Consider the following 26,031-nt stretch of genomic DNA (forward strand, 5'->3'; position numbering starts at 1 on the left):
GCACCAGGACGTTCGCTCCGGGCCGGGCGGGTGTCTCGGGATGGCTCACACCCCAGCACGACGGATGGCGGCGCATCGCGGCGGCGATGTCATTCGACCGACGACGATTGGCCCGCCATGTGGGGTGGGATTCCAGGGAAACAACCGTCGCCGTAGTGGGCGTCATCCTCATCGCGTCCTCCCGCTGATCTCAGCGTTGTTCACCGTTGAGTGTGGTTCACCGACATGAGCTGCACCGATGCCGAAGCCATGAATTAGCTGAGAAATCTATGCCCAGGTCGGGGGCCTGCTAGACGCGGCGCCGCTCGCGTTCGGCGCCCAGTTCCACCGTGACCACGTCGAAGGCCATGCCCCGGCCGTAGCCGCGGCGGGCCAGCATGGCGACGAGTCTGCGTAGTACCTTCTGGTCGTCCCCGTCGTCGAGGCGTTCGCGCCGCAGCTTGGCCCGGACGAGTTCTTCGGCCCGCTGCCGCTCGGCCCCGGCGTCAATGCCGGCCAGCGCCTGGTCGATGACGGTGTTGTCCAGGCCCTTGTTACGCAGCTCTACGGCCAACGCGCGCTTTCCCTTTCCGGCGTTGACGCGGCGGCTGTGTACCCACTGCTCGGCGAAGTCGGCGTCGTCGAGCAGACCGACCTGGGTCAGACGGTCGAGCACCTGCGTGCTCACCTCGCCGGGGTAGCCCCGCTTGTCGAGGTGTGTCTGCAACTCCGAGCGGGTCCGGGCCCGAGCGGTGAGCAGGCGCAGGCATAGCGCCCGCGCCTGCTCCTCGCGCTTGACCGGATCGACCGACTCGGCCTCAGCGGGCTCAGAAATCGACGGGCGCCGGGAGCGGCTCATTGGGTGCCTCATCGGTCATCACCGCGCCGATACCGAGCTTCTCCTTGATCTTCTTCTCGATCTCGTTGGCCACGTCGATGTTCTCCATCAGGAAGTTACGGGCGTTCTCCTTGCCCTGACCCAACTGCTCGCCCTCGTAGGTGAACCACGAACCGGACTTGCGGATGAAGCCCTGATCGACGCCCATATCGATCAGCGAACCCTCCTTGGAGATGCCCTTGCCATACAGGATGTCGAACTCGGCCTGCTTGAATGGCGGGCTGACCTTGTTCTTGACCACCTTGACACGGGTGCGGTTACCGACTGCGTCGGTGCCGTCTTTCAGGGTTTCAATTCGCCTGACATCCAACCGAACCGATGCGTAGAACTTCAATGCCTTTCCACCCGTGGTGGTTTCAGGCGAGTTGTGCACCATCACACCGTCGACAAAATAGTTGTGCGAACCCTCGATCTCGATGTCGAAGCGGTTCATCGACCGAGTCTGCGGCTTGACATGAACATCGAGCACCCGGGCTGGCACCAGCCGCGAAGTGGGCTCGACGAACTCCGGCACCACCGTGCCAAGGCCGCGGAACCGGGGCAGCAGCTTGTACTCCATCGACGGTGCCATGTAGGGCGCCACTAATTCCTGGAACTTGGCCGTGGCTGCAGTGGAGAACACCAGCACCGACTTGCCGGCGGTACCGGCGGAGCGCAGGCGCACATCCAGACCGTGGGTGTCGCGCAGGTAGCCGCTCAGACGCTCCCGCGATCCCTCGCTCATGGCTTCGACGCAGATCTCGATGCGGCCGCTGCCGCCCTGGGTGCGCTGCTGCAGACCCTTGGACCGCACGGTGAAGGAACCGTCGTCCATGTACCAGATGGCCAATGCCAGCGGGGTGAGCGCCTTCAGATAGTCCTCGGAGAGGAACTTCTTGCCATCGCCGAGGTAGACCGCTTGGCGCAGCTCACCGAGCTCCGGCAGCGGGGTGAAGTCGACGAACTCAGCGCCCTCGTCGTTCTTGCGAACCGTGTGCTTGATGTTGCCCAGCAGATCGGTCTTCCACTGCAGGTAATCGACCTGCTTGGCGCCGTGACCCAGCCGGAACCGAACACCGTTGCGGTCGCGCCGATTCGGTGACAGATTGCCATCACCCATCAGCGAACCGAGCACCACCTGGAACTGCTGTTCGCTGAGCAGGTGCGGCTCGGAGGCCATCACGCGATCACCGGCGATGATGTCGCCGGCCTCGGTCCAGCCCGCCGGGGTGCGGATCAGGTGGTTGGGCGTGGCGGCGAACTGCGAGCGGCCGTTGCCGCCGGACTTCTCGACCGTGAATTGCAGGAACTGCTCGGCCGGACCGTTGTTGAACCAGTTCACCACCTTGCGAGGTGCGATCTGATCGCTCACGGGGTCGTAGGACAGCACCTCAACGTCCATCTTCTGGTTGACGATCTTGCCGATCTTCTCGGTGCTGCCGTCGGCCAGCTGGACCCGGGTGTCGTAGGAAAAGCACCCGAACATGACTCCGATCTTCTCGCGCAACTGGTTGATGAAGATCGCGGTGGTGCCCGAATTGTTCAGTGCGCCGGTCATTTTCCGCAGCGCCTGGCTCATCAGCCGGGCCTGCAGGCCGACATGGCTGTCGCCCATCTCGCCCTCGATCTCGGCGCGCGGCACCAGCGCGGCCACCGAGTCGATGACCAGGATGTCCAGCGCGCCCGACCGGATCAGCATGTCGGCGATCTCGAGGGCCTGCTCCCCGGTGTCGGGCTGGGACACCAGCAGCGCGTCGGTGTCCACACCGAGCGACTTGGCGTACTCGGGATCCAGCGCGTGCTCGGCGTCGATGAACGCCGCGATGCCACCGGCGGCCTGCGCGTTGGCCACCGCGTGCAGCGCGACCGTGGTCTTGCCCGAGGATTCCGGGCCGTAGATCTCGACGACGCGGCCGCGCGGCAGACCCCCGATGCCCAGCGCCACGTCCAGGGCGATGGATCCGGTGGGGATGACCGAGATGGGCTGGCGAACCTCTTCGCCGAGGCGCATCACCGAGCCCTTGCCGAAATTCTTCTCGATCTGGGCCATCGCCAGGTCGAGGGCCTTCTCGCGATCGGGAGCCTGAGCCATGCTGATACCTCTTCCGGGTAGTCGGTGACCGGGATTCCGGTCGGTTGGCCCGACGGTAAACCAGGGGTGTGACAAGTCCGAGCCAAGTTGGCGCGGTCGAACGATCACCACAGTAGCGAACAGATGTTCGAACGCAAGGAGGCGCGCCGCCCGCGTGTCGAGCGTGTCAGCAGCGAATGCTCACCATTGGTCGCGGGGTACATCGAAGTCGGCGCACAGTGCCCGCCATACCTCGCGGGGCTCCACACCCTCCTCGATGGCCTGCGCGGCGGTCCGCCCGCCGAACCCGGTCAGCACGTGGTCGACGAGCATGGAACGGCCCCGCATCACGCCGAACCGGCCGTCGACGAGTTCGTGGAATTCGGTCAGCCGCACGGGCACCAACCTACCCAATCGCGTCGTGGCACACCTGTACCGGATCGGTCACCCCGGACACCGACTCCCCGGCCGCCCGGGCCGCCGCCCGGTACCGCGGCGACGACAGCACCTCGGTGACGGCGGACACCAGAGCGTCACCACCGAGCGGCCGGATCAATCGGCCGGAGCCTTGGCGCACAACACGATTCGCGATCTCCCACTGATCGCCGCCGCCGGGCACCAGCACCAGCGGCACGCCGGCCAGCAAGGTCTTCGACACGATGCCGTGCCCGCTGCCGCAGATCATCAGATCCGCCCCGCGCAGCAGCACGTCCTGGCGCCCCAGGGCGGCCACCGCGTACGGCGGCAACGTCAACGCCGGCCCACCCAGCCGGGACACCGCCAGCCGGGCGCCCGCGGGCAGCGTCTCCCCCGGCACCAGGCTCTGCAGCGCCACCTCGGCCAGCCCAGCGGTTCCGGTGGTGGCCGTCGAGGGTGCCACCACCACCAGCGGGCCCGGTCCCGGTGGCACCTCGAGCACCGCGGTCGTCGGTTCGAAATGCAGGGGGCCCACGACGACCGCCTCGGCCGGCCAGTCGGGCCGCGGCACCTCGAGGGCGGGCAGTGTGGCGATCAGCCGGCGCCGCGGTCCCGGATCATCGGGGGGCAAGCCGATGCCCAGCCGGGCCTGGGCGCGCTGCCGGTCGCCCTGGCGGATCGACCGGTCCGTCAGTGTCCGCATCAGTGAGTCCCGCAGCCGCCCACGAAGACCCGTCCCCGGCGCCAGCCCGCTGCCGACCGGCGGCAGTCCCCGCGACGGCCGATACAGCGGATGCGGGCAGAGTTCGACCCAGGGCAGCCCCAGCAGTTCGGCCGCCAGCCCACCGCACACCGTGATGACGTCGGACACCACCAGATCCGGCGCCAGCTCCCGGATGACGGGCACGTTGAGCACCGCCATGCGCGCCGCGCGCCGGTGCAGCTTGGCGCCGTCGTCGGCGTCGTCGTCGGAGTCATCGGGGTCCAGGCCCAGTAACTCGGCGGCATCGACCCCCGCCGCGCGGGCGGTGTCCAGCCATTCGACGCCGGTCAGCAGGGTGGGCCGGTCGCCGGCCGCGAGCAGGCGCAGGCACAGGGCGATGGCCGGGAAGGCGTGGCCGGGATCGGGACCGGCGACCACGGTGACGCGCATCGGGTCAGCGTGCCACAGGTCACGAGGTCTAGGCTGGCCGCATGACGGAGCAAGTCACCCACCTCAACACGGCAATCGTGGAGAAGTTCCTCTACGCGCTTCGCGACAAGGACTTCGACACCGTGGAATCCATGCTGGCCGACGACGCGGTCTACGAGAACTACGGCTACACCCACGCGCGCGGGAGCCGCCGGATCGCCAACATGTTGCGCGGTATGGAACGGCCCAGCATCGGATTCGACGTCAAGTTCCACCGCAACGTGGCCGAGGGCGACAACGTCCTCAACGAGCGGACGGACGTCATCAGGGTCGGCCGGGTGCGCGTCCTGATCGGCGTGTGCGGCGTGTTCGAGGTGCGCGACGGCCGGATCGTGTTGTGGCGCGATTACTTCGACGCCTTCGACGCCGTCAAGGGTTTGGTGCGCGCACTGGCCGGGGCCGTGGTCCCGTCGCTCAACCGGAAGTTCTAGTGGCCAACCAGAATCGCCCGCGGCCGAATCCCTGGCAGTACCTGAGGTACTGCTACGGCGGCCGACTGCCGGCTTCGATGCGCGACTGGGTGGTCGAGGACGTCACCGGCAAGGGCGCCATCGCCCGGTTGATGGTCCGCATGGTCATCCCGGCATTCCTGATCCTGCTGCCGTTCTGGTTCATCCCCGCCAGCTTCGTGGTCCACCTGAGCATGACGGTGCCGATCCTGATCCCGTTCATCTATTTCTCGCACTCCCAGAACAAGGTCTGGCGCCGGCATGTGCTGCGCAAGCACGGCCTGGACCCGGGCCTGGTCGACCAGCGGGACCGGGAGAAGAGGGCCCACGTCCACGACTCCTATGTCGCGCGGTTCGGACCCCGGGACCCGAATTCGACGGGCACACACGACATCTGAGCGGAACTGCACCGCTCGCCGAACCCGCCTGGCGCTACGTGCCCGAGCCCGATCGGGCCGCCATCTTCACCAGATCGGCGGCGGCGGTGGCGGCGCTGCCGCCCCCCTGGCCCGCGCGCTTCTGCGATCTGATGGTGACGTCGTGGCCCTCGACCTGGACACGCAGCGCGCCCACGGTGCAGTTGTCCCGCCCGCCGAGGATCGGGAACGGGTCGTACTGGAAGTGCCGCATCGCGTTGAGGTGGCCGACCTTGTCGATCTCGAGGTCGCTGAGACCGCTCACCGATGCCGCGAAGATCTCGGGTGACTCGGGCCAGTTCGAGTCGGAGTGGGGGTAGTCGCACTCCCAGGTCACCATGTCCATGTCCAGCGAATCCTTGCTGAGCATTCCGAACTTGTCGTCGATGAAGCAGGTCAGCACATGTTCGTTGAACACCTCGCTGGGCAGCCGGTCGCCGAAATCCTGTCCGGTCCAGGCGTGGTGGCGGTCGTAGTTGTAGTCGATACGCTCCAGAAAGTAAGGGATCCAGCCGATTCCACCCTCGGACAGCGCGAACCTCAGATCCGGGAACCTGCGCAGGGTGGTCGACCACACCAGGTCGGCGGCCGCCTGCACGATGTTCATCGGCTGCAGCGTGATCATCACATCCATGGGCGCATCGGGCGAGGTGATGGTGAGCTGCGAGGAGGATCCGATGTGCATGCACACCACGACGGATTCCTCGCTGCAGGCCCGCCACACCGGGTCCCAGTGCTCCGAATGGATCGACGGCCAACCGAGTTTCGACGGGTTCTCGCTGAATGTCAGTGCATGACAGCCCTTCTGGGCGACCCGGCGGATCTCGGCGGCCATCACCTCGGGGTCCCAGATCGCCGGGATCGCGCACGGGATGAACCGCCCGGGGTGACTGCCGCACCACTCGTCGATGTGCCAGTCGTTGTAGGCCTGCACCATCGCCAGGGCGATGTCCTTGTCCGCGGTGCGGGCGAAGAGCTGACCGCAGAACTGCGGGAACGACGGGAAGCACAACGAGCCGAGGACGCCGTTGGCGCTCATGTCCTTGACCCGTTCGTTGTGGTCGTACGTGCCGGGCCGCAGCTGCGTGAAGGATGTCGGCTCGATCCCGTATTCCTCCTTGGGACGCCCGGCCACCGCGTTGAGCGCCACGTTGCCGACCGTTTCGCCGTTGTACTCCCACACGTTGGTGCCGTCGTCCCGGGTGATGAATCGGGGTGCGTGCTCGCGGTATTTCGCCGCGACGCGGCCCTCGAAGACGTCGGGTGGCTCCACGACGTGGTCGTCGACGCTGACCAGAACCATGTCGTTGACATTCATCGCGGGGGCTGCCTCTCGAGGAGCGGCGCCCAGGGTCGACCCCGGGTCGCCATTGTTGCCACTATAGCTATTTATATAAAAACAGAGCTACATATCGGCGGGCTCCCGACGGCAGTGCTGGACCACCGCCGAGGGGTCTATCAGTGTTAAAATTGCCACTCACAACCAAGTGCGTACGGCCGGCAGCGCCCCGAAGCACTCACCGCGTCAGCTGCAGAAGGCACGGGACCATGCTCGGGATCGGGACTGAGGCACATCGTCGGCTGTCGTCACGCAGGACCGCGGAGATCGTCGCCGACGAATTACGTCAGCAGATCGTCGACGGCAGCCTCCGCGACGGCGACCTCCTGCCCGGTCAGAAGCAACTCGTCGAGTACTTCAACGTCAGCCTGGTCTCCGTCCGCGAGGCCCTGCGCATCCTGGAGACCGAGGGGCTGGTGTCGGTGCGCCGGGGCAATCGGGGCGGGGCCGTCGTGCACGCACCCGCCAAGAACAGTGCCGCCTACATGTTGGGGCTGGTGCTGCAGAGCGATTCGGTTCCCGTCACCGACCTGCGGACCGCGCTCGCCGAACTCGAGCCGTCGTGCGCGGCGCTGGCCGCGCGCCGCCCGGACCGCGCCAAGACCCTTGTTCCGCAACTGATCAGCAGCAACGAGGCCCTCGCCGAGAACCTGGCGGATCCCGACAAGTTCTCCGAGATCGGCCGCGAATTCCACCACATCCTGGCGCTCGGCTGCGGCAACCACACCATGCTCGTGGTGATGGGCAGCCTCGAGGCACTGTGGACCAGCCAGGAGGGCCAGTGGTTCGAATCGGCCAAGGAGGCCAACATCTACCCCACCCTGGCCAAGCGCCGGTCCGCGCTCAACGCCCACATCAAGCTCACCGAGGCGATCGCCGACGGCGACGTGGACCGGGCCCGCCGCTTGGCCCACAAGCACATCGCCGAGGCCCACACGCATGCCTCGACGGACTCCGATCAGCGCATCCGGGCGCACTCGCCGCAGGTCCTGACCCGCCGCAAGTGAACCCTCGCCACTGAATCAGTTGCGGCAGAACACTTCTCACTCAACGACGAGAGCAGGAGCACGGTGGTCGAATTGCAGTACCCCTTCGAACTGGTACCCGGGGATCCCGAATTCGACTTCCCCGCCGCGGAGGGAGTGCACCCGCACTGCCAGTCCGACACCTGGTTCCTGGCCGGCGAACTGACCGCGACGTCCGGGCGGCGCTTCGCGTTCCTGACCATCTTCAACCAGAACCGACCGGGTGGCGATCTGGTCGCCGACTTCCACACGCTGGCCTTCTTCGACCTCGACGACGGCACGTACGGCACCTTCACGGACTACGACATGCCGCCGAAGAACATGGCCGCGGGGACGATTCACAAGATGTCCGCGGAAACCGGGCTGATGGACCTCGCTTTCGACAGCCGCGCCGGACGGTCCTCGTGGACGGCCCGTCGGGACGCCGAGGGTGCGCTGGTCCCGTTCGGCTATGACGTCACATTGATGGGTGTCGACCAGTCGGGCGCGGAGATGGAACTGCGGTTGACGGTATCGGCCAGTCGCCCACCGGTGCCGGTCGGCGCCTCGACCTACAACGGCCGGTTCTGCTGCCTGGCCCAGCCCGAGACGTTCTCCTACTTCCAGACCGGAATGCACATGCACGGATCCCTGCGGTGGGGCGCCGAGACCGAGGAGGTATCGGGGTCGGGCGGACACATCGACCGGCAGTGGTTCCCGCTACCCGCCGGTGGCGGCGGAACCGATGGCGACGCCCGGGCAGTCTCCTATGAATGGCGCACGATCCACCTCGACAACGGTGCCGACGTGGTGGCGTGGCGGCAGTTCGACCGACGGCACCGCAACGCGCAGCGGGGATTCACCGGCGCAACGGTCGCCTACGCCGATGGCCGGGAACCGGTGTGCGTGGAGGACATCGAGGTCGACACCGAGAACTACGTGCGCTGGCCCGAGGAGGTACGCCAACTCATCAAACCCCCGGTCAGCGCGCGCTACCTGCCGGACCGGCACGTCTTCCGGTCGAAATCCCTGGGCCTCGAACTCGCCGGCACGCCACTGGTGCCCGTGCCGGCGCACGCGCTGCCGGTGGAGTACATGGAGGGGCCGTTCCACTTCGTCGGCACCATGCACGGACAACCGGTTCAGGGTTTCGGTATCTCCGAGAAATCCTTTGCGCTGTACCGGGATTGGGAGCTCGTCGATGTGCTGTCCACCATGCTGGAGGATCGCGGCGCCGACCATGAGGCGGGGCTGGTGGAGGCCCTGCGCCCGGTCGTGGACGACGGCCGCACCGGCGAGGCGCTGACCTACCTGGCGGGCACGGTGCGGCCCGCGGTCACGGCGCTGGGCGACACGGACCTGGTTCAGATCGTCGACGACCTGACTGTGTCCCTGTCCGCCGGCGGCTGACCCCTCGCCAACCACGCCGAAACGTACGTTTCGGCGTGGTTGGCGAGTTGCCCACACCATTGCGTTGATCTCGGCACAGGACCGTCGATGCGGTCGGACACGATACTTCGGACGCGGCCGAGCGCGAGATCGACGAAGTGGTGACACGCTCTCGACCTTCTCCGCCCAAACGTGCGTCTCGGCGTCTTTACCGAGTGAGCAGCAGGCAGCCCGCGATGGGGCCGCCGCCGGCGGCCACCAGCGCGGTCCGCGGCTGCCGCGCGAGCTGACGGTCACCCGCTTCACCCCGCAGTTGCAGGCATGCTTCGTGCAGCGTCCAGTACCCGTGCATGCGGCCTGCCGACAGCTGGCCCCCGTAGGTGTTCAGCGGCAGCTCACCGTCCCGCGCGATGCGCGCCGCCCCCTCCACGAACGGGCCACCCTCCCCCGGCCCGCACACCCCGAGGGCTTCCAGCCAGGCGATGGTCAGGAAGGTGAACCCGTCGTAGAGTTCGGCGACGTCCACGTCGCCGGGCGTCAGATCGGTGCGCGACCACATCTGCGCGGCCGCCTCCGTGGACGCCATCTTCGGGAAGTCGGGCCGATGGAACCAGCCGCCCGTCCCGTAGGCCCCGCCCACCGCCTCGATGCCCACCGGTGCCGTCGGACAGTCCGGCGCATGGTCGCGGTGTGACACCACGACGGCGATCGAGCCGTCCACCGGCACGTCGCAGTCGTTGAGCCCCAGCGGCGAAGAGATGGGCCGGGCAGCCAGATAGTCCGCCATGGTCAATGGATCCCGGTATGCGGCAAGGGGATTGAGCGCCGCGTTCGCACGGCTGTTGATGGCCAGCCAGCCCAGTTGTTCCTTCGTGGTGCCGTAGAGTTCCATGTGCCGGCGGCAGTGCATCGCCACCCAGTTGGACGCCGAGTAGGCGTGCGCGGCCATCAGTTCGCCGACGTCATCGTTGGCGCCGATGCCGTGTGACCGGGGTTCCAGCGGCGGTGCGGTCAGCGCGTTGGGCTCCGGCGGCAGGTTGGCCGAGGAGTCGATCATCGAGCCACCGAGCATCGCGACGGTGCGGTAGACCAGGACGTGACGCGAACGTCCCTCGGCGACCGCGAGAATGGCCGAGGTCAACGGGCTGAAGATGCCCGCGGTGTCGAACCCGGTGCTGCGATCCGTGGCGTGCAGGCCCAGCGCTTCGATCACCTGCTGGCGCGGGGTGTCCCCGAGGGTCGCGATGCCGTCGATGTCGGACGGCTCGAGACCGGCGTCGGCGATCGCCGCCCGGGTGGCGTCCAGGGTCAGCTCGAGCCCGGGGATCCCGGTTCGCCGGCCGATGTGCGAAATGCCGATCCCACTGAGGATCGCGTCCTTCTCGAAGTACGACACACCCGGTCTCCGTTCCGTATCGTCATGCCCGCCCTATCATTACAAAAACAGCCCAGCTGGCTGCGCAGCAGATCCCGTGAGGAGAGAACACGCACCATGTCAGGTGACCCCGGCGCTCCGGCGCGGATGCTGCCCGAGATCACCGAGCGCAATCGCGCGTTCTGGACCGGCGGCGCCGACGGGCAGTTGCACATCCCCTACTGCCGGTCCTGCGCCCGGTGGGTGTTGCCGGCCGAATCACGCTGTCCCGCCTGCGATACCGCACTGATCAGCCGCCCGGTGTCCGGCGCCGGCACGGTGTTCACCTTCACCGTCAACGGGCACCCGTTCAATCCTGCGGTACCGCCCCCGTACGTCATCGCGATCGTGGAACTGGCCGAGCAGGCCGATCTGCGGTTGGCGGCTAACATCGTCGATTGCGATCCCGATTCGGTGGCCGTCGGCCTGCCGGTCACCGTTCGGTTCGAACGACAGACGTCCGGGCAGGAGGCGGTCTTCGTGCCGGTGTTCACGCCGGATACGACTGCTGTGCCCAGTCGCGGAAGTTCGTGACGGCCCCCTCCCCGCCGGCCAGTTGCGGCCTCCCGCAATAAATTCTTGTTCGGCTGGGTATGTCCTGGGTGATCTGCTTCATGAAGTCCTTCATCATCCCCACCCCCAGCCGTGACATCCCGCCCGCGCCGCCGTCCCGGTCGCGCTGCACCAGGAACGTGTAACGGGCGTCGACGTATTCACCGTCCACCGGGGTGGCCGCCAACAGGGTGCAGGACGCCCCCAGTCCGCGATGCCGCACGATGTCGACACCCAGTCCCCACAGTTCGGAGTCGACCGCGCCCGGCACCGGCCCACGCGGGGTGGCGAAGCTGACCTCGGAGACCGCCCGGAACATGGGGCCGTCACGGGTGACCTCGACCGCGCCGAAGTTCGACACCCCGTGCACGGTCGCGAAATGAGCTGCGTCCACGGTGTTCTCGTAGATCTCCTGAACGTGGGTGCGAATCTGCCAGCGCGCACCGTCGGGCACGTGCCAGACGAATCCCGGGTCATCGAATTCCGGCACCAGGGGCAACTCCCAGGCCGGCGCACCACCGGCCGCCGAGTGCCAGACGAAGATGCAGCCGGCGCGTTCGACGGTCGGCCAGCGCCGCAGGCGGGCCGTGCGGTTGACCGAGCGGGCATACGGGATCTCGACGTTGGCACCAGTACGGTCGAACAGCCAACCGTGGAACGGGCACTTCACACAGTCGCCCTCCACCGTCCCGCCGACGCCGATGTCGGCGCCCTGGTGCGGGCAGTAGGCGTCGAGCACGATCGCCTCGCCGGTCGAGTCGCGGTAGCAGATCAGCTGCTCACCGAAGTAGTGCAGCGACACGACCGCACCTGCCGCGACCTCATGGCCGTAAGCGACCTGGAACCAGCCGTCGGGAAAAGCCGGCATGGGAAACCGGTCGCTCGCCAGGGCCATCACTGCACCGCCACCTCGATCTGACACGCACGCAAATTTTCTATCAGCACAATAATAGATAGTTGAACAGCACCCAGCATGACACCTGATTCGTGCCGGTGGCCAGGTCAAGCCAGTTGCCAACCCGCGCAACGAGTCCGGACGCGTCGGAGCCCTAGGTTTGCTAACCAATCTCCATCACGCCAACTAGTGACTTCGGTCACGGTAAGGCGTACGGTAACGATCGTCGCTAATTTTGCAATGAAAGACATTTAGCTCGGCGCACCGGTTAGCGCGGCAGCCCACGAGGAGACGATCTTGCCGAAGCCCACCGCGCTTCGCGTTCTCCTCGGCATCGCGGCCGTCGCCGTCGCCCTGGCCATCGTGATCCTGGCGCTGAGTGCCTACCGTGGATCTTTCACCCGCACCGTGGGGCTGACGGTCATGTCCCCACGTGCCGGCCTGGTGATGGACAACGGCGCCAAGGTCAATCTGCTCGGTGTGCCGGTCGGTCGGGTCTCCTCGATCGAGGACCGGCCCGACGGACAGGCTGCGATCCACCTCGAGGCGGACCCGGATCAGCTGGCCCAGATTCCCGACAATGTCGTCGTCGACATCTCGTCGCCGACGGTGTTCGGCGCCAAGTCGGTGAACCTGGTGCCACCCGCCGACCTATCCGGGCACGCACTGCGGCCCGGCCAGGTGCTCGACACCGACCACGTCACCGTCGAGTTCAACACGATCTTCGAACAGCTCTCGTCGGTGCTGTCGCAGATCCAGCCCGACAAACTCAACGAGACACTCAGCGCAATCGCACAGGCCGTCGACGGCCGCGGGCGCCAGTTCGGTGCGACGATGGATCAACTCGATCGGTACCTGGCGAAGCTCGAGCCGACGTTGCCCAGCCTGCGCCGCGACCTGTCGGACACCCCCGTGGTGGCCGACGCCTACGCCGACGCCGCCCCGGATCTCATCGCGATCACCAACAACGCCACGACCATTAGCGACACCGTGTTCGAGGAACGCCAGAACCTGGATGCCCTGCTGGTCAGCACCATCGGGCTGGCCGACATCGGCACCGACGTCATCGGCGGGAATCGCCAGGGTCTGGCGGACCTGGTCCACCTGCTGGTCCCCACCCTGGATCTGACCGAGCGCTACCACCAATCCATCAACTGCGGTCTGGCCGGCCTGCTGCCCCTGGCACTCTCGCCCCCGCTGGACAAGCCCGGCATCGTGGACTCCATCGCCTTCCAGTACGGCCGGGAGCGCTATCGCTACCCGTCCAACCTGCCGAAGGTCGCCGCCACCGGCGGACCGCACTGTCTGTCACTGCCCACCGTCCCATACAACTCGCGTCCGCCGTTCGTCGTGGCCGACGTCGGCTCCGACCCCTCGCAGTACGGCAACCAGGGCCTGCTGCTCAACTCCGACGGGCTCAAGCAGCTGCTGTTCGGTCCGATCGACGGGCCGCCGCGCAACAGCGCCCAGATCGGGCAACCCGGGTGAGGCGGGGCGGCCGCCGGACCTACCTCGAGTTCGGCATCTTCGCCGTGGTGATGTCGATGCTGACGGCATTCCTGCTGCTGATCTTCGGCCAGTTCCAGATCGGCAGCGCCAGTCGGTACTCGGCGGTCTTCACCGACATCTCGGGCCTGCGCACGGGCGACTCCGTGCGCGCCGGCGGACTTCGGGTCGGCACGGTCGGCAATCTGTCGATACAACGTGACCACAGCGTCGTGGTGACATTCGACGTCGACCGCGCCGTCTCGATCAGCGGGGGCACCAAGCTCGCGGTCCGCTACCTGAATCTGGTCGGTGACCGTTACCTCGAACTGATCGACGGCCCCGGCGCCACAGCGCTGTTGCCGGAGGGTTCGCGCATCCCGGTCGACCACACCACACCGGGGCTCGATCTGGACACGCTGCTGGGTGGCCTCAAACCCGTGATCCAGGGCCTGAACCCGCGGGATGTCAACGCGTTGTCCGCGGCCCTGGTACAGGTGTTCCAGGGGCAGGGCGGCACGGTGGATTCCCTACTCTCCCAGACCTCTTCGTTCACCACCGGGCTGGCGGACAACAGCCAGGTCATCGAGGACCTGATCGACAACCTCGGCAAGGTGGTGGACATCCTCGCGGACAATGGCACGCAGTTCTCCGCGACCCTCGACCGACTCGAGAAACTGGTCACCCAGCTCTCGGCGGACCGCGATCCGATCGGCTCCGCGATCGAATCGCTGGACCGGGGCACCGCGTCATTGACCGACCTGCTCGGCCACACCCGCGCTCCGCTGACCGCCGACATCAGCCAACTGGGCCGGCTGGCTCCCCTGCTCGACGACGACAAAGCGCTGCTCGACGGTGCGCTGCAGCGCGCACCCGGCAACTACAAGAAGCTGATTCGGCTGGGCTCCTACGGCAGCTGGCTCAACATCTACATCTGCGGACTGTCCGTCCGCATCAGTGACCAGTCGGGGAACACCGCGGTGTTCCCGTGGTTCGAACAACACACCGGCAGGTGTTCCGAATAATGTTGAGATACCACGGATCCCACCTCGTCCGGCCCGGCTTCATCGGTGTCGTCATCACGCTGCTGATCATCGCCGTGGGCCTGCAACCCACCGTGATCACCCAGTCGGCCAACACCGTGGGATACCAGGCGCTGTTCACCGAGGCCGGCGGTCTGGTCACGGGCAACGACGTTCGGCTCTCCGGCATGAAAGTAGGCTCGGTGACCGGGGTTTCACTGGACAAGGGCAAGGCGCACGTGAGGTTCCGGGTGGACAGCGCCATCGCGCTCGGGTCGCAGACCACCGCGCACATCCGCACCGCGACGCTGCTCGGTCAGCGCATCCTGACGCTGGAATCGGCGGGCGGCACGGCGCTGCACCCGAACGACGTCATCCCCGTTTCGCGCACCTCCTCGCCGTACTCGCTCACCGAAGCCGTCAGCGACCTCACCACCAACACCGCCGGCACCGACACCGCCGGCGTCAATGAGGCGCTCGACTCGCTCTCGGAGACCATCGACCGGATCGCACCGCAGCTGGGGCCGACCTTCGACGGCGTCACCCGACTGTCGCGTGCCCTGAACAACCGCAATGACGCGCTGCGCGGCCTGCTGGAGAACGCCGGCCGGGCCAGCGGCGTACTGGCGCAACGCAGTAGCCAGCTCAACGCACTGCTGCTCGGCGCCGACGACCTGATCGGGATGCTCAACGATCGGCGCCAGGCGATCGTCAACGTCCTGACCAGTGTCTCGGCCCTGTCCAAGGAACTGTCGGCGCTGGTCGCCCACAACGAGAAGACCCTCGCGCCGGCCCTGCAGAAACTCAACTCGGTGATCGCCATGCTGGAGCGCAACCGCGACAACATCGGCCAGGCGCTGCCGGGTCTGGCCAAGTACCAGATCACCCAGGGCGAGGCCGTGGCCAACGGATTCTTCTACGAGGCGTTCGTCGCCAATCTGCTGCCCGGAACCCTGGCCCAGCCCTTCTACGACTACGCGTTCGGGTTCCGCCGCGGAAACAACTCGGGGCAACCGCCGGACACCGCCGGACCGCGGGCCGAACTCCCGTTGCCCTACAACGGGATTCCGGGGGGACGGCGATGAGGGGCCGGCGCACCGCGGTGCTGCTGGCGGCAGCGCTGGTCGCACTGCTGATCGGCGGGGTGGCCGTCGTGGTGCGCAACACCCTGTCCGCACCGGCCACCATCACCGCCCACTTCGTCAGCGCGACCGGGATCTATCCCGGCGACGAGGTCCGGGTGGCGGGCGTCAAGGTCGGCACCATCGGCGCCATCGAACCTCGCGGCGGACAGGTCACGATGACACTGCGCATCGACAACGGCGTCCCGATCCCGGCCGACGCCAAGGCGGTGATCGTCGCCCAGAGTCTGGTCGCCGCACGCTACGTACAACTCGCGCCCGCGTACGAAACCAGCGGACCGACGATGCACGACGGCGCCGTGATCCCGGTGGAGCGGACCGCGATCCCGGTCGAATGGGATGAAGTCAAGGCCCAATTGACCAAGCTGGCAACCGATCTCGGCCCGCGCAGCGGAGTATCGGGCACCTCGCTGTCCAGGTTCATCGACAGCGCGGCGGCCGCGATGGACGGCAACGGCGACAAGCTGCGCCGGACCCTGACCGAACTGTCCGGGGTGGGACGGATCCTGGCCGACGGCAGCGGCGACCTGGTCGACGTCATCAAGAATCTCCAGACCGTGGTCACCGCACTGCGCGACAGCAACCAGCAGGTCGTGGAGTTCCAGGACCGGTTCGCCACCCTGACCGCGGTCCTCAACGACCGGACCGACGTGGGGACGGCGCTGTCGGACCTGTCCTCGGCGATCGGCGACGTCCAGCGGTTCGTGGCGGGCAGCCGCGACCAGACCTCCGAACAGGTCCAGCGCCTCGCCAACGTCACGCAGAACCTGGTCGATCACCAGCTCGACATCGAGAATCTGCTGCACGCCGCGCCCAACGCGGTGTCCAACGGCTATTCGATCTACGACCCCGACTCCGGCAGCCAGATCGGCCGGTTCACGCTGAGCAACTTCTCCAACCCGGTCGGCCTGCTGTGCGGCGCGGTCGCGGCGATCTCCGACATCACCTCGGCGGAGTCGGCGAAGCTGTGCGCCCAGTACCTGGGGCCGGGGCTGAACACCGCCACCTTCAACGAGGTTCCGTTTCCCGTCGACCCCTACCTGCAGAAGTCGGTCAACCCCGACCGGCTGATCTACACCGAGCCGCGACTGGCCCCCGGTGGCAGCGGTCCCACCCCCGCACCGCCGGATGATCCCCCGTCGGTCTCCGCATACACCGGCTTCCAGGGCGACCAGGCGCCACCACCCGGTTTCGGCCAGCCGCCCGCGGTCGCACCGGGCCCGTCGGCACCCGATCACCTCCCGGCGGTCCCGTCACCCGCGCTGTATCCGGGAGCGCCACTGCCCAACCTGCTGTTGCCGGCCCAGGGGCCGCCGTCATGACCATCCACGGCCGATGGCGCGCAGTGGGCGCGCTGATGCTGAGCACCGCACTGGCCGTGTCCGGCTGCGGGTTCGGCGGGGTCAACTCGCTGCCGCTGCCCGGCGCGGTCGGACGCGGGCCCGGCGCCAGCACCTATCACCTCCAATTCACGAATATCGGTACCCTGGAACAGAATTCGACGGTGCTGATCGACGACGTGGTGGTGGGCAGCGTCGGGAAGATGTCGTTCGACAACTGGCACATCAATATGGACGTATCGCTGCGGCCCGACGTGGTCGTGCCCGCCAACGCCGTCGCCACCATCGGGCAGACCAGCCTGCTGGGCTCGATGCATGTCGCGCTGGATCCGCCCCTGGGCCAACAGCCGCACGGCCGGCTCACCCCAGGGTCCACCGTCGGCGTCGCCGACACCAGGACCTCGCCGTCCACCGAGCAGACGCTGTCGTCGTTGGCCGCCGTGATCAACGGCGGAGGCCTCGGCCAGATCGGCGACATCATCCACAACCTCAGCACCGGCCTGTCGGCCAATCCGCAGGCGGTCCGCGACGTGCTGTCCAGGCTGGACACCCTGGTCGGCACGCTGGACCAGCAGCGCGACGACATCCTGGCGTCCATCCAGACCCTGAACCGGCTCTCGATCACGTTCGCCGGGCAGCGCGACACCCTGACGCGGGCCCTGATCAGCGTCCCACGGGCACTGGACGTGCTGATCGCCGAACGGCCGAGGTTCACCATGGCGCTGGACAAATTGCGGGTATTCAGCGACACGGCAACGGAATTGGTGAACGACACCCAGGCCGATCTGGTGCGCGACCTGCAGAACCTGGAACCCACCCTGAAGTCGCTGGCCGACGTCGGGAAGGGACTCGACACCGCACTGGCGTACACCACCGTGTTCCCGTTCGGCCAGACCATCATCGATCGCGGCGTCCGCGGCGATTACATCAACTTCTACGGCGAACTGGATTTCACCGTTCCCCGTCTGAAGCGCTCACTGCTGCTGGGTACCCGCTGGGGCGATGAGAACGCCACACTGGTGCCCGCCCCCGGTGAGCCCTACACCCAGCGCTACACCTACGACCCGCTCGGCATGCCGCTCGCGCCGCCACCGACGGGCGGACCGCTCGGGGCGGTGCCGGGCAACCCGGGCATGCCGCAACTGAACGCCCTGCCGCCCGGAATTCCGATCCCGCCGGAGAATCCGCCGCAGCCCAGCGGTTCGCAGCAGGTGTTCGCCGGCCCCTACGGGTCCCCGGTGAGCCCACCACCCGCAGTGCAGGGAGGCGGCTGATGCTGACGCGCATGATCCGAATCCAGTTGGTGCTGTTCGTCGTCGCCGCGCTGGTCGGCATCGCCGCCATGGCGCTGGTCTATCTGCAGGCCCCCACGATGCTGGGAATCGGCCGCATCAACGTCAAGCTCGAACTGCCCGCGTCCGGCGGTCTCTACAAGTACAGCAACGTCACCTACCGCGGCGTCCAGGTCGGCAAGGTCACCGATCTGCAGGTGGTCGACGGCCGCCGCGTCGTGGCGACCATGTCCCTGCCGACGTCGCCGAGGATCCCCGCCGATCTGGTCGCCAAGGTGCGCAGCGTCTCGGCCGTCGGTGAGCAGTACGTCGACCTGCAACCGGCGGCGGGCACCCCGCCGTACCTGCACGACGGATCGGTCATCGATGCCGCGCGGGCCGCCATCCCCGAACCCGTCGGCCCGATGCTCGACCAGCTCGACGCCCTGGTCGGGTCCATCCCGAAGGAGAAGCTCGGGCCGTTGCTCGACGAGACGTCGAAGGCGTTCGGCGGCGCCGGCTACGACATCGGGTCACTGCTGGATTCCTCGTCGACGGTGCTGCAGCGTCTCGACGAGGTGGCCGACCAGAACCGCGCACTGGTCACCGACAGCGTCCCGCTGCTGGACGCACAGGCCGCCGGCACCGACTCCCTGCGGCAGTGGGCGCACGGGCTGGCGGGGGTCACCGGCGACCTGGCCCAGCACGACGCGGGGCTGCGGACCTTGCTGCAGACCGGTCCCGGTGCCGCCCAGGAGGTTTCGCGACTGCTCGAACAGGTGAAGCCGACGCTGCCGGTCCTGCTGGCCAACCTCACCTCGCTGGGCCAGGTGTTCGTGACCTACAACAAGTCGATGGAACAACTTCTCGTGCTGTTCCCGCCCTACGTCGCCGGGATCCAGTCGGTCGCGCCGATCAACAATCCGACCGGCAAACCCATGGGCGACTTCGCCGTGTCCGTGTCCGACCCGCCCTCGTGCACGGTGGGCTTCCTGCCGCCCTCGCAGTGGCGCTCACCCGAGGACACCACCGACATGGACACCCCCGACGGCCTCTACTGCAAGCTGCCGCAGGACTCCCCCATCGACGTGCGCGGCGCGCGGAACTTCCCGTGCGTCGAACATCCCGGCAAGCGGGCCGCCACCGTGCAGGACTGCAACAGCGACAAGCCGTTCCAGCCGCTGGCGATGCGCCAGCACGCCCTGGGACCGTATCCACTCGATCCCAACCTGATCGCCCAGGGTATCCCCACCGACAGTCGGGTCGACGCGAACGACCGGATCTTCGGGCCGACGCAGGGTTCCCCCCTGCCGGGCCCGCCGCAGCAAGCACCACCTGTGGCACCGGACGGCATCGTGGCGCCGAGTTCGTTCAGCGGCCCGACAGCCGGACCTTCGGTCGCCACGGCGACCTACAACCCCCGCACGGGGGCCTACCTCGGGAGCGACGGCCGACTGTGGCGACAGTCGAATCTCGCCGCCGAGCCGGCCGGCTCGTGGACGGACCTGATGCCGGTGACGGGATAGTGATAGCAATGATGGATCGACGGCCGCAGCCGCTGCACCAGGCCGTCCACCAGCCGTGCAGGAGGCACCGGTGACCACAGATCTCGACCCGCAGGATCAGCCGGGTGCACCCGACCTGGCCGCCGACCCGTACGGCTTCTTCGCCCACATGCGCCGAACCGCGCCCGTCTGGCGTGGCGGCATCATGGATATGTCCTCGGCCCCGCCCGAGTTCGTCCCGGACGACGAGTGGACCTTCTTCGACTTCGCCAGTGTGTTCGCCGCGTTCCGCGACGACCAGACATTCAACTCCGACTTCCACAACAGGACCATCGGTCTGGTGTTCGGCCCGACCATCCTGGGCATGCACGGCAAACAACATCATGACCACCGCTCACTGGTGTCAAAGGCGTTCCGGCAGAGCGCACTCACGGCCTGGGAGCCCGCCGTCATCGACCCGATCTGCAACGCGCTCGTCGACGAGATCGCCAACGACGGTGCGGCCGACCTCATCCAGGCGCTCACGTTCGAGTTCCCCACCCGGATCACCGCCGCCCTGCTGGGTCTGCCCCAGGAGGACCTCGACATGTTCCGGCGGCTGTCGCTGGACCTGATCTCCATCCAGACGGACATCGAGGCCGGCCTCCTGGCGTCGGTCGAACTGGGCACCTACTTCCAGAACCAGGTCGACCTGCGCCGCGACCACCCGACCGACGACATCATCGGCGATCTGGTGACCGCGGAGATCGATGGCGAGAAGCTGACCGACGAGGCCATCATCTCGTTCCTGCGTCTGCTGCTCCCGGCCGGCCTGGAGACCACCTACCGCTCCTCCAGCAACCTGCTGTACCTGCTGCTGACGCATCCCGAGCAGCTCACGGCCGTGCAACGCGATCGTGGCCTGATCCCGGCGGCCATCGAGGAGGCCCTGCGGTTCGAGACGCCGCTGGTCATGGTGCCGCGGACCGCCAGCTACGACGTCGAGGTCCAGGGCATCACCATCCCGGCCGGTGCGCAGATCAACCTCTGCATCGGTTCGGCCAACCGGGACGAGGCCCGGTGGGAGAACCCCGAAGTGTTCGACATCGGCCGGCCGCGACACTCCCATGTCTCGTTCGCCGGCGGCATCCACAGCTGTCTGGGCATGCACCTGGCCCGCGTCGAGACCACGGCCATGCTGAACGCGCTGTTCGACCGACTCACCGACCTCACGCTGGTGGATGCGGGCGACGGGATCGTCGGCATGCCGTTCCGCTCGCCCGCCACCCTGCCGGTGACGTTCCGTACTTCTTAGAGCACGCGCGAGTCGCGCCCGGCCCAATAACGTTCTCGGACAATCCTCTTGTACAACTTCCCGTTCGGATCGCGGGGCAGCTCGGGGTCGAAGTCCACGGACCGCGGGCACTTGTAGGCGGCCAGGTTGGCGCGGCAGTACGCGATCAGTTCGGCCTCCAGTCCGGCGCCGGTCGCCACTCCGTCGGCCGGTTGCACCACCGCCTTGACCTCCTCACCGAACTCGGCATTGGGCACACCGAAGACCGCGGCATCGACCAGCTTCGGGTGCATCAGCAACAGGTTCTCCGCTTCCTGCGGATAGATATTCACCCCGCCGGAGACGATCATGAAGTTGGCCCGGTCGGTCAGGTAGAGGTAGCCGTCCGCGTCGACGTAGCCGACGTCACCCAGTGAGCGCCAACCCCGCTCGTTGGCGACGGAGGCCGTCTTCTGCGGATCCTTGAAGTACTCGAACGACGGTCCGCCCTCGAAGAACAGCTCACCGGCCTGCCCCGGCGGTAGCTCGATGCCGTCCTCGGCCAGCACGTGCACCGGATGCAGGGGCCGGCCGACCGAGCCGGGATGCGCGAGCCACTCGTCCGGCCCGATGACGGTGCCCGCGAAACCCTCGGTGCCACCGTAGTATTCGTGGATGATCGGGCCGAACCAGTTCATCATCCGGTGCTTGACCTCCACCGGGCACGGGGCGGCGGCGTGCAGCACGCACCGCAGGCTGGACAGGTCATACGCAGTGCGAACGTGTTCGGGCAGTTTCAGCATCCGGACGAACATCGTCGGCACGAACTGCGCATGGGTCACCCGGTGCTCGGCGATCAGTCGCAGCACGTCCTCCGGATCGAACCTGCGCATCAGCACCGCGGCCGCACCCACCCGGTGCACGGCCATCGTGTAGTTGATCCCGGCCGCGTGGTAGAGCGGCGCCGGTGAGAGGTACACATCGTCCGGGGTCATCCCGTAACGCACGACGAGTGCCTGCTCGAGTACCGACTGCGCCCACGACCCGTTCCCGTCGGCGGGCAGGGGGCGGCGCACCGCCTTGGGCCGTCCGGTGGTGCCCGAGGAATACAGCATCTCGGTGCCGTCCGCCCGCGGCGGTGCGTCACCGGCGTCGGCCACCGCCTGTTCGTAGGGGCGCCAGCCCGGGAGTTGGCCGGGCCCGATCGCCACCCGGATCGGCGCATCGATCCGTTGCCCCAACTCCGTCATCGACGTGTCGACGAACACCGCCGCGGCATCGGAGTCGTCGACCACGTACCGCACTTCGTCCGCGGTGAAATGGGTGTTCATCGCGCTGTAGTACAGCCCGGAAAGCTGGCAACCCCAGGCGATCTCGAAGAACTCGGGGCAATTGGGCAGGACCAGCGCGACCCCGTCGCCGGGTCGCAGGCCGGCGTCGTGCAGCAGGGCCGCCACCCGCTGGCTGCGCCGGTACAGCGTGACGTAGGAGATCACCGCGCCGTCGGCGAGGATCAGCGCCGGCGATGGCCCTCGGTCGGCGAGCATCCTCAGGGCGTGGCGGCGCCGTCGCTCGCGGCCGCGGCCTGCCGGGCCGCCATCTCCGCGGGCTTGATCCGTCCGGCCAGCACCTGCCCGATCAGTTCCTGCACGTCGCTGCTCATCGACGCCAGGACCACCAGATCGTTGGACGTCTGCCAGTGCACCCGCATCCCCATCATCTCCCAGGCCCGCTTGATGTTGGCCTTGGTCGCCATCAGGGTGGTCAGCGGGGCCTGCGCGATGTGCCGGGCGATCGATTCGACCCGGTCCTCCAGCTGGTCGCGGGGCACGACCTCGTTGACCAATCCGTACTCGAGCGCCTTGGGGGCATTCACCACCTCGGCGGTGTACAGATAGTAGGAGGCCCGCCGCCAGTTCATGAAAACCCATGGCTCGATGGAACATTCACCCGACGGCATACCGAAGCCCTGCAGCGGAGGGTAGGAGAAGTAGGCGTCGTCGGCCGCGATCACGATGTCGGTGGTCAGTCCGTAGTGGGTGCCGCCACCGAGGCAGTAGCCGTGTACCTGGGCGATGGTCGGCTTGGAGAACTCCCACAGATTCAGGGTGGGCTTCACGAACAGATCCGTCTGCGCCTTCCACGGCGTGCCGGTCCGCTGGGCGCCCTCGGCGAAACTCGGGTAGTCGCGGGCGTTGTTCCCGATGGCGTGCCCCGAACAGAAGCCCTTGCCGTTCGCGCGCAGGATCAGGACCTTGACGTCGTAGTCACGATCGGCGTCGAGCAGGGCGGCATCGACCTCCTCGGCCAGCTTCTGGTCCTGCGCGTTGGCCTTCTCCGGCCAGTTCAGGGTGATGCGGGCGATGGGGCCCGACTTCTCGTAGATGATGCGTTCGCGGGTGTCCGGTCCGAAATCCACTGCTTCTCCCTACTGACTGACTGTTACGCGGATCAATGTGTGATGACGCCGATTTCGGCGCCGATCTCGTAGGTCTCGCCAACCTGCCCGGTCCACCGCACGGTGCCCGATGCGCCGGCCTCGATCTCCTGTTCCACCTTCTCGGTGGCGATGACGTAGATCGGCGCGCCCTCGTCCACCTGATCCCCGGCGTCCACCAGGAACGCGACGAGTTCGGCCTCCGACACCGCCACCGAGACGCGGGGAATGCGAATGACGAAGTCAGCCACGGGAACTCGATTCCGCCGGACGCAGCGTCCGCAGAGCCGCGTCCACCACGCGCTGCGGCGTCGGCAACGCAGCAGCTTCCAGTTCCGCGGCGGCCGGCGTCGGGACGAAGCTGCCGCCCACCCGCTCGACCGGCGCCTCGAGGCGTCCGAACAGTTGCGCGTGCAGGATGGCCGCAACCTCCGCGCCCGGTCCCGCGAACTGCACGGCGTGGTGCGCGATCACCGCCCGCCGGGTGCGTCCGACGCTCTCCACCAGGCCGTCGACGTCGAGCGGAACCAGCGTGCGCAGATCGACCACCTCGGCGCTGACGCCGTGCTCGGCCGCCAGGGTCTCGGCCGCGGCCAGCGCGTCATGCACACCGCGCCCGTAGGCGATCAGGCTGACGTCCGTTCCGGGCCGCTTGATGTCGATCCGGCCCAGCGGGATCGAGAAGCCGGGATCGGCCGGGACGGGACCCTTGATCCCCTGCAGTCGGATGGTCTCGATGAACAGGCACGGATCCGGGTCGAAGATCGCCGACGTCAACAGGCCCTTGGCATCCCGCGGGGTGGACGGCACGATCACCTTCAGTCCCGGCACGTGCATGAACCACGCCTCCAGGGACTGGGAGTGGGTGGCGCCGGTGGCCAGCCCGCCGTACACCTGGGTCCGAATGGTCAGGGGCGCAGTGGTTCTGCCCGCCGTCATGAACCGCAGCTTCGCGGCGTTGTTGATCAGCTGGTCGGCCGCGAGGCCGATGAAGTCCATGATCATGATCTCGGCGACCGGCAGCATGCCCTCGATGGCCGCACCGACCGCGGCACCCACGATCGCGGCCTCGGAGATCGGGGTGTCGAGCACGCGGTCGTGGCCGTGCTTGCTCGACAGTCCGGCCGTCGGCCCGGTGGCGCCCGGATCCGCGATGTCCTCACCGAGCAGGAAAACCCGCGGATCGGTTTCCAGCGCGTGATCGAGTGCGAGGTTCAGCGCCTCCCGCATCGACATCCGCTGCTCGGTCATGGGTGACCCGCCGTGCTCGGATATCCGATGGGGACGGCGTACACCTCACGGTCCAGTTCGTCGAGGCCGGCCGGCGGCGCCGCCAGCACCGCCCGGAGCGCGGATTCGACTGCGGCCTCGGCGGATTCATCCATGGCGTCGAGCTCTGCGGCCGAACACACCCCGGTATCGGCCAACCGCTGCCGGAACACGGGGACCGGATCGGCAGCCAGCGCCGCCTCGAGTTGCTCCTTCGGGATGTACTTCATCCGGTCGCCGAAGTAGTGCCCGCGGAATCGGAAGGTGACGCACTCGAGCAGGGTGGGGCCGCCGCCGCCGCGAGCCCGGTCCACCGCCTCGCCGAGCGCCGTCGTGACGGCCAGCGGGTCGTTGCCGTCGACGCGGACACCGGGCATCCCGTACCCCGCGGCGCGCTGCGCGACGTGTTCGATCTTCATGGTGTCGGAGGTCGGCGTCATCTCGGCGTACTGGTTGTTCTGGCAGACGAACACCACCGGCAGATCCCACAGCGCCGCCATGTTGGCGGCCTCGTGGAACGATCCGGTGTTGGTGGCGCCGTCACCGAAGCTGACCACCGTGACGCGATCGGCGCCCTGGCGCTGGGCCGCCATCGCCAGACCCACCGCCACGGGGGGCCCCGCCCCCACGATGCCGGTCGACAGCATCACTCCCACTTCGGGATTGGCGATATGCATGGTGCCGCCCTTGCCGCGGCTCGCGCCGACGGTGCGGCCCATCATCTCGCCGTAGATCTCCTCGAGCGGCACGCCCTTGCCGATCAGGTCGTGCAGTCCGCGGTAGGTGGTGACGAGCCGGTCGTCGGGACGCAGCGTGACCCCGATACCGGCCGCCACCGCCTCCTGCCCACGCGACGGCCAGTACACACAGAGGAATTCGCCGGTTCCGATGCCCTTGCTCAGCCGGTCGTCGGCGGCCTTCATCAGAACCATCAAACTGTAGAGGCGCTTCTGGAGATCGGGCGTCGCCGTCATTACCGGGCTGATCTTCGATAGGACCCGATCTCGCGGTACACCTTCGGGACGGGCGGCGGATCCATGCTCAGGTATCGCAGCGACGACATCTTGCCGCTGGCGCCGAATTCCTGTAGCCGGCCGACCACGGCATCGAGGTCGTCGCAGTCGAGTTCATAGATGGCGATGAAGGGTCCCTGGCCATCGATCGGCGCGAATCGCCGTGCGGCGGTGATGCCCTCGACCGAGCAGATCTCCGCGAGGTGGGTGTCGTTGTACCAGTCGTGGTATTCGGCCTCGCAGTCCGCCGAGGACGGTCGGGTCTCGAGATAGATGATGCCCCTGGCCATGCCGGCTCCTC

At 67.6% G+C, this 26,031-nt stretch carries 25 protein-coding genes; 12 read left to right on the forward strand and 13 right to left on the reverse strand.

Translation table 11 applies throughout. The features are described 5' to 3' along the window. Nucleotides 1–289: 289 nt before the first annotated feature. The 4 genes from recX to U0R18_RS05620 form a co-directional block, all read right to left on the reverse strand. On the reverse strand, nucleotides 290–838 hold the full coding sequence (gene recX, locus U0R18_RS05605; RefSeq protein WP_526366741.1) for a recombination regulator RecX: 549 nt from the start codon (nucleotides 836–838) through the stop codon (nucleotides 290–292). Next, entirely contained in the window at nucleotides 807–2,948 is a 2,142-nt protein-coding gene (gene recA, locus U0R18_RS05610) for an intein-containing recombinase RecA (RefSeq protein ID WP_526366743.1), read from the reverse strand. Before recA ends, recX begins: the two co-directional genes overlap by 32 nt. A gap of 180 nt (nucleotides 2,949–3,128) precedes the next feature. Next, the gene (locus U0R18_RS05615) at nucleotides 3,129–3,323 is read right to left on the reverse strand and encodes a DUF3046 domain-containing protein (RefSeq protein ID WP_526366745.1); all 195 of its coding nucleotides are present in this window, start codon (nucleotides 3,321–3,323) and stop codon (nucleotides 3,129–3,131) included. Nucleotides 3,324–3,333: 10 nt separating this feature from the next. Continuing rightward, complete coding sequence (locus U0R18_RS05620; protein ID WP_526366747.1) at nucleotides 3,334–4,497, reverse strand: glycosyltransferase; 1,164 nt, start codon at nucleotides 4,495–4,497, stop codon at nucleotides 3,334–3,336. Between the two features lie 41 nt (nucleotides 4,498–4,538). Here U0R18_RS05620 and U0R18_RS05625 point away from each other — a divergent pair, with 41 nt between their 5' ends. Both U0R18_RS05625 and U0R18_RS05630 read left to right on the forward strand, forming a co-directional pair. Continuing rightward, nucleotides 4,539–4,967, forward strand: coding sequence for a limonene-1,2-epoxide hydrolase family protein (locus U0R18_RS05625; protein WP_526366749.1), 429 nt, complete (start codon nucleotides 4,539–4,541; stop codon nucleotides 4,965–4,967). Continuing rightward, nucleotides 4,967–5,383 (forward strand): DUF5313 family protein, encoded by a 417-nt coding sequence (locus tag U0R18_RS05630; protein WP_526366751.1) that lies wholly within the window; start codon nucleotides 4,967–4,969, stop codon nucleotides 5,381–5,383. Before U0R18_RS05625 ends, U0R18_RS05630 begins: the two co-directional genes overlap by 1 nt. Before the next feature lie 34 nt (nucleotides 5,384–5,417). On the opposite strand, the gene U0R18_RS05635 is transcribed toward U0R18_RS05630, so the two are convergent. Then, entirely contained in the window at nucleotides 5,418–6,719 is a 1,302-nt protein-coding gene (locus U0R18_RS05635) for an amidohydrolase family protein (protein ID WP_526366753.1), read from the reverse strand. Nucleotides 6,720–6,949: 230 nt separating this feature from the next. Between U0R18_RS05635 and U0R18_RS05640 the strand changes: the two genes are divergently transcribed. Both U0R18_RS05640 and U0R18_RS05645 read left to right on the forward strand, forming a co-directional pair. Next, nucleotides 6,950–7,747 carry a FadR/GntR family transcriptional regulator gene (locus U0R18_RS05640; RefSeq protein WP_526366755.1) on the forward strand — a complete coding sequence of 266 codons (798 nt, stop codon included), beginning with the start codon at nucleotides 6,950–6,952 and terminating at the stop codon, nucleotides 7,745–7,747. 63 nt (nucleotides 7,748–7,810) lie between these two features. Next, nucleotides 7,811–9,154, forward strand: coding sequence for a lipocalin-like domain-containing protein (locus U0R18_RS05645; protein ID WP_526366757.1), 1,344 nt, complete (start codon nucleotides 7,811–7,813; stop codon nucleotides 9,152–9,154). A 187-nt stretch (nucleotides 9,155–9,341) separates the two neighbouring features. Here U0R18_RS05645 and U0R18_RS05650 read toward each other — a convergent pair whose 3' ends face one another. Continuing rightward, the gene (locus U0R18_RS05650; protein WP_526366759.1) at nucleotides 9,342–10,529 is read right to left on the reverse strand and encodes a thiolase family protein; all 1,188 of its coding nucleotides are present in this window, start codon (nucleotides 10,527–10,529) and stop codon (nucleotides 9,342–9,344) included. 126 nt (nucleotides 10,530–10,655) lie between these two features. Between U0R18_RS05650 and U0R18_RS05655 the strand changes: the two genes are divergently transcribed. Beyond that, complete coding sequence (locus U0R18_RS05655) at nucleotides 10,656–11,081, forward strand: Zn-ribbon domain-containing OB-fold protein (protein WP_526367461.1); 426 nt, start codon at nucleotides 10,656–10,658, stop codon at nucleotides 11,079–11,081. Here U0R18_RS05655 and U0R18_RS05660 read toward each other — a convergent pair. Then, on the reverse strand, nucleotides 11,038–11,994 hold the full coding sequence (locus U0R18_RS05660) for a Rieske 2Fe-2S domain-containing protein (protein ID WP_526366761.1): 957 nt from the start codon (nucleotides 11,992–11,994) through the stop codon (nucleotides 11,038–11,040). The genes U0R18_RS05655 and U0R18_RS05660 overlap by 44 nt on opposite strands. A 297-nt stretch (nucleotides 11,995–12,291) precedes the next feature. On the opposite strand from U0R18_RS05660, the gene U0R18_RS05665 reads away from it, so the two are divergent. From U0R18_RS05665 to U0R18_RS05695, 7 genes are all read left to right on the forward strand, one after another. Further along, complete coding sequence (locus tag U0R18_RS05665; RefSeq protein ID WP_526366763.1) at nucleotides 12,292–13,482, forward strand: MCE family protein; 1,191 nt, start codon at nucleotides 12,292–12,294, stop codon at nucleotides 13,480–13,482. After that, the gene (locus tag U0R18_RS05670; protein WP_526366765.1) at nucleotides 13,479–14,504 is read left to right on the forward strand and encodes an MCE family protein; all 1,026 of its coding nucleotides are present in this window, start codon (nucleotides 13,479–13,481) and stop codon (nucleotides 14,502–14,504) included. The genes U0R18_RS05665 and U0R18_RS05670 overlap by 4 nt, the downstream gene beginning before the upstream one ends. Next, entirely contained in the window at nucleotides 14,504–15,586 is a 1,083-nt protein-coding gene (locus U0R18_RS05675; protein WP_526366767.1) for an MCE family protein, read from the forward strand. The genes U0R18_RS05670 and U0R18_RS05675 overlap by 1 nt, the downstream gene beginning before the upstream one ends. Next, entirely contained in the window at nucleotides 15,583–16,965 is a 1,383-nt protein-coding gene (locus U0R18_RS05680; RefSeq protein ID WP_526366769.1) for an MCE family protein, read from the forward strand. The genes U0R18_RS05675 and U0R18_RS05680 overlap by 4 nt, the downstream gene beginning before the upstream one ends. Continuing rightward, nucleotides 16,962–18,257 carry an MCE family protein gene (locus tag U0R18_RS05685; RefSeq protein WP_526366771.1) on the forward strand — a complete coding sequence of 432 codons (1,296 nt, stop codon included), beginning with the start codon at nucleotides 16,962–16,964 and terminating at the stop codon, nucleotides 18,255–18,257. The genes U0R18_RS05680 and U0R18_RS05685 overlap by 4 nt, the downstream gene beginning before the upstream one ends. Then, nucleotides 18,257–19,780, forward strand: coding sequence for an MCE family protein (locus U0R18_RS05690; protein WP_526366773.1), 1,524 nt, complete (start codon nucleotides 18,257–18,259; stop codon nucleotides 19,778–19,780). Before U0R18_RS05685 ends, U0R18_RS05690 begins: the two co-directional genes overlap by 1 nt. A 70-nt stretch (nucleotides 19,781–19,850) precedes the next feature. Beyond that, nucleotides 19,851–21,053, forward strand: coding sequence for a cytochrome P450 (locus U0R18_RS05695; RefSeq protein WP_526366775.1), 1,203 nt, complete (start codon nucleotides 19,851–19,853; stop codon nucleotides 21,051–21,053). Here U0R18_RS05695 and U0R18_RS05700 read toward each other — a convergent pair. Genes U0R18_RS05700 through U0R18_RS05725 form a run of 6 tightly spaced genes read right to left on the reverse strand, consistent with a single transcriptional unit; the run spans nucleotide 21,050 to nucleotide 26,020 of the window. Continuing rightward, nucleotides 21,050–22,558 carry an AMP-binding protein gene (locus tag U0R18_RS05700; protein WP_526366777.1) on the reverse strand — a complete coding sequence of 503 codons (1,509 nt, stop codon included), beginning with the start codon at nucleotides 22,556–22,558 and terminating at the stop codon, nucleotides 21,050–21,052. The two genes, U0R18_RS05695 and U0R18_RS05700, sit on opposite strands and share 4 nt — an antisense overlap. Before the next feature lie 2 nt (nucleotides 22,559–22,560). After that, nucleotides 22,561–23,430, reverse strand: a complete 870-nt coding sequence (locus U0R18_RS05705; protein ID WP_526366779.1) for an enoyl-CoA hydratase/isomerase family protein — start codon at nucleotides 23,428–23,430, stop codon at nucleotides 22,561–22,563. Between the two features lie 32 nt (nucleotides 23,431–23,462). Further along, nucleotides 23,463–23,699 carry a lipoyl domain-containing protein gene (locus U0R18_RS05710; protein WP_526366781.1) on the reverse strand — a complete coding sequence of 79 codons (237 nt, stop codon included), beginning with the start codon at nucleotides 23,697–23,699 and terminating at the stop codon, nucleotides 23,463–23,465. Next, nucleotides 23,692–24,699 (reverse strand): alpha-ketoacid dehydrogenase subunit beta, encoded by a 1,008-nt coding sequence (locus U0R18_RS05715; RefSeq protein ID WP_526366783.1) that lies wholly within the window; start codon nucleotides 24,697–24,699, stop codon nucleotides 23,692–23,694. Before U0R18_RS05715 ends, U0R18_RS05710 begins: the two co-directional genes overlap by 8 nt. After that, nucleotides 24,696–25,691 (reverse strand): thiamine pyrophosphate-dependent dehydrogenase E1 component subunit alpha, encoded by a 996-nt coding sequence (locus tag U0R18_RS05720; protein ID WP_526366785.1) that lies wholly within the window; start codon nucleotides 25,689–25,691, stop codon nucleotides 24,696–24,698. The genes U0R18_RS05715 and U0R18_RS05720 overlap by 4 nt, the downstream gene beginning before the upstream one ends. Then, complete coding sequence (locus U0R18_RS05725; RefSeq protein WP_526366787.1) at nucleotides 25,691–26,020, reverse strand: hypothetical protein; 330 nt, start codon at nucleotides 26,018–26,020, stop codon at nucleotides 25,691–25,693. Before U0R18_RS05725 ends, U0R18_RS05720 begins: the two co-directional genes overlap by 1 nt. Nucleotides 26,021–26,031: the final 11 nt, after the last annotated feature.

It is taken from the genome of Mycobacterium sp. (genome assembly GCF_046330795.1).
Classification (GTDB): Bacteria; Actinomycetota; Actinomycetes; order Mycobacteriales; family Mycobacteriaceae; genus Mycobacterium.

Coding starts and splice junctions, on each gene's coding strand:
- U0R18_RS05700 (WP_526366777.1), bottom strand. CDS start 22,558: ATGCTCGCCGACCGAGGGCCATCGCCGGCGCTGATCCTCGCCGACGGC.
- U0R18_RS05660 (WP_526366761.1), bottom strand. CDS start 11,994: ATGGCCCTGGCGAGCGACCGGTTTCCCATGCCGGCTTTTCCCGACGGC.
- U0R18_RS05680 (WP_526366769.1), top strand. CDS start 15,583: ATGAGGGGCCGGCGCACCGCGGTGCTGCTGGCGGCAGCGCTGGTCGCA.
- U0R18_RS05625 (WP_526366749.1), top strand. CDS start 4,539: ATGACGGAGCAAGTCACCCACCTCAACACGGCAATCGTGGAGAAGTTC.
- U0R18_RS05655 (WP_526367461.1), top strand. CDS start 10,656: ATGCTGCCCGAGATCACCGAGCGCAATCGCGCGTTCTGGACCGGCGGC.
- U0R18_RS05635 (WP_526366753.1), bottom strand. CDS start 6,719: ATGAATGTCAACGACATGGTTCTGGTCAGCGTCGACGACCACGTCGTG.
- U0R18_RS05640 (WP_526366755.1), top strand. CDS start 6,950: ATGCTCGGGATCGGGACTGAGGCACATCGTCGGCTGTCGTCACGCAGG.
- U0R18_RS05620 (WP_526366747.1), bottom strand. CDS start 4,497: ATGCGCGTCACCGTGGTCGCCGGTCCCGATCCCGGCCACGCCTTCCCG.
- U0R18_RS05725 (WP_526366787.1), bottom strand. CDS start 26,020: ATGGCCAGGGGCATCATCTATCTCGAGACCCGACCGTCCTCGGCGGAC.
- U0R18_RS05690 (WP_526366773.1), top strand. CDS start 18,257: ATGCTGACGCGCATGATCCGAATCCAGTTGGTGCTGTTCGTCGTCGCC.
- U0R18_RS05715 (WP_526366783.1), bottom strand. CDS start 24,699: ATGACCGAGCAGCGGATGTCGATGCGGGAGGCGCTGAACCTCGCACTC.
- U0R18_RS05675 (WP_526366767.1), top strand. CDS start 14,504: ATGTTGAGATACCACGGATCCCACCTCGTCCGGCCCGGCTTCATCGGT.
- recX (WP_526366741.1), bottom strand. CDS start 838: ATGAGCCGCTCCCGGCGCCCGTCGATTTCTGAGCCCGCTGAGGCCGAG.
- U0R18_RS05720 (WP_526366785.1), bottom strand. CDS start 25,691: ATGACGGCGACGCCCGATCTCCAGAAGCGCCTCTACAGTTTGATGGTT.
- U0R18_RS05685 (WP_526366771.1), top strand. CDS start 16,962: ATGACCATCCACGGCCGATGGCGCGCAGTGGGCGCGCTGATGCTGAGC.
- recA (WP_526366743.1), bottom strand. CDS start 2,948: ATGGCTCAGGCTCCCGATCGCGAGAAGGCCCTCGACCTGGCGATGGCC.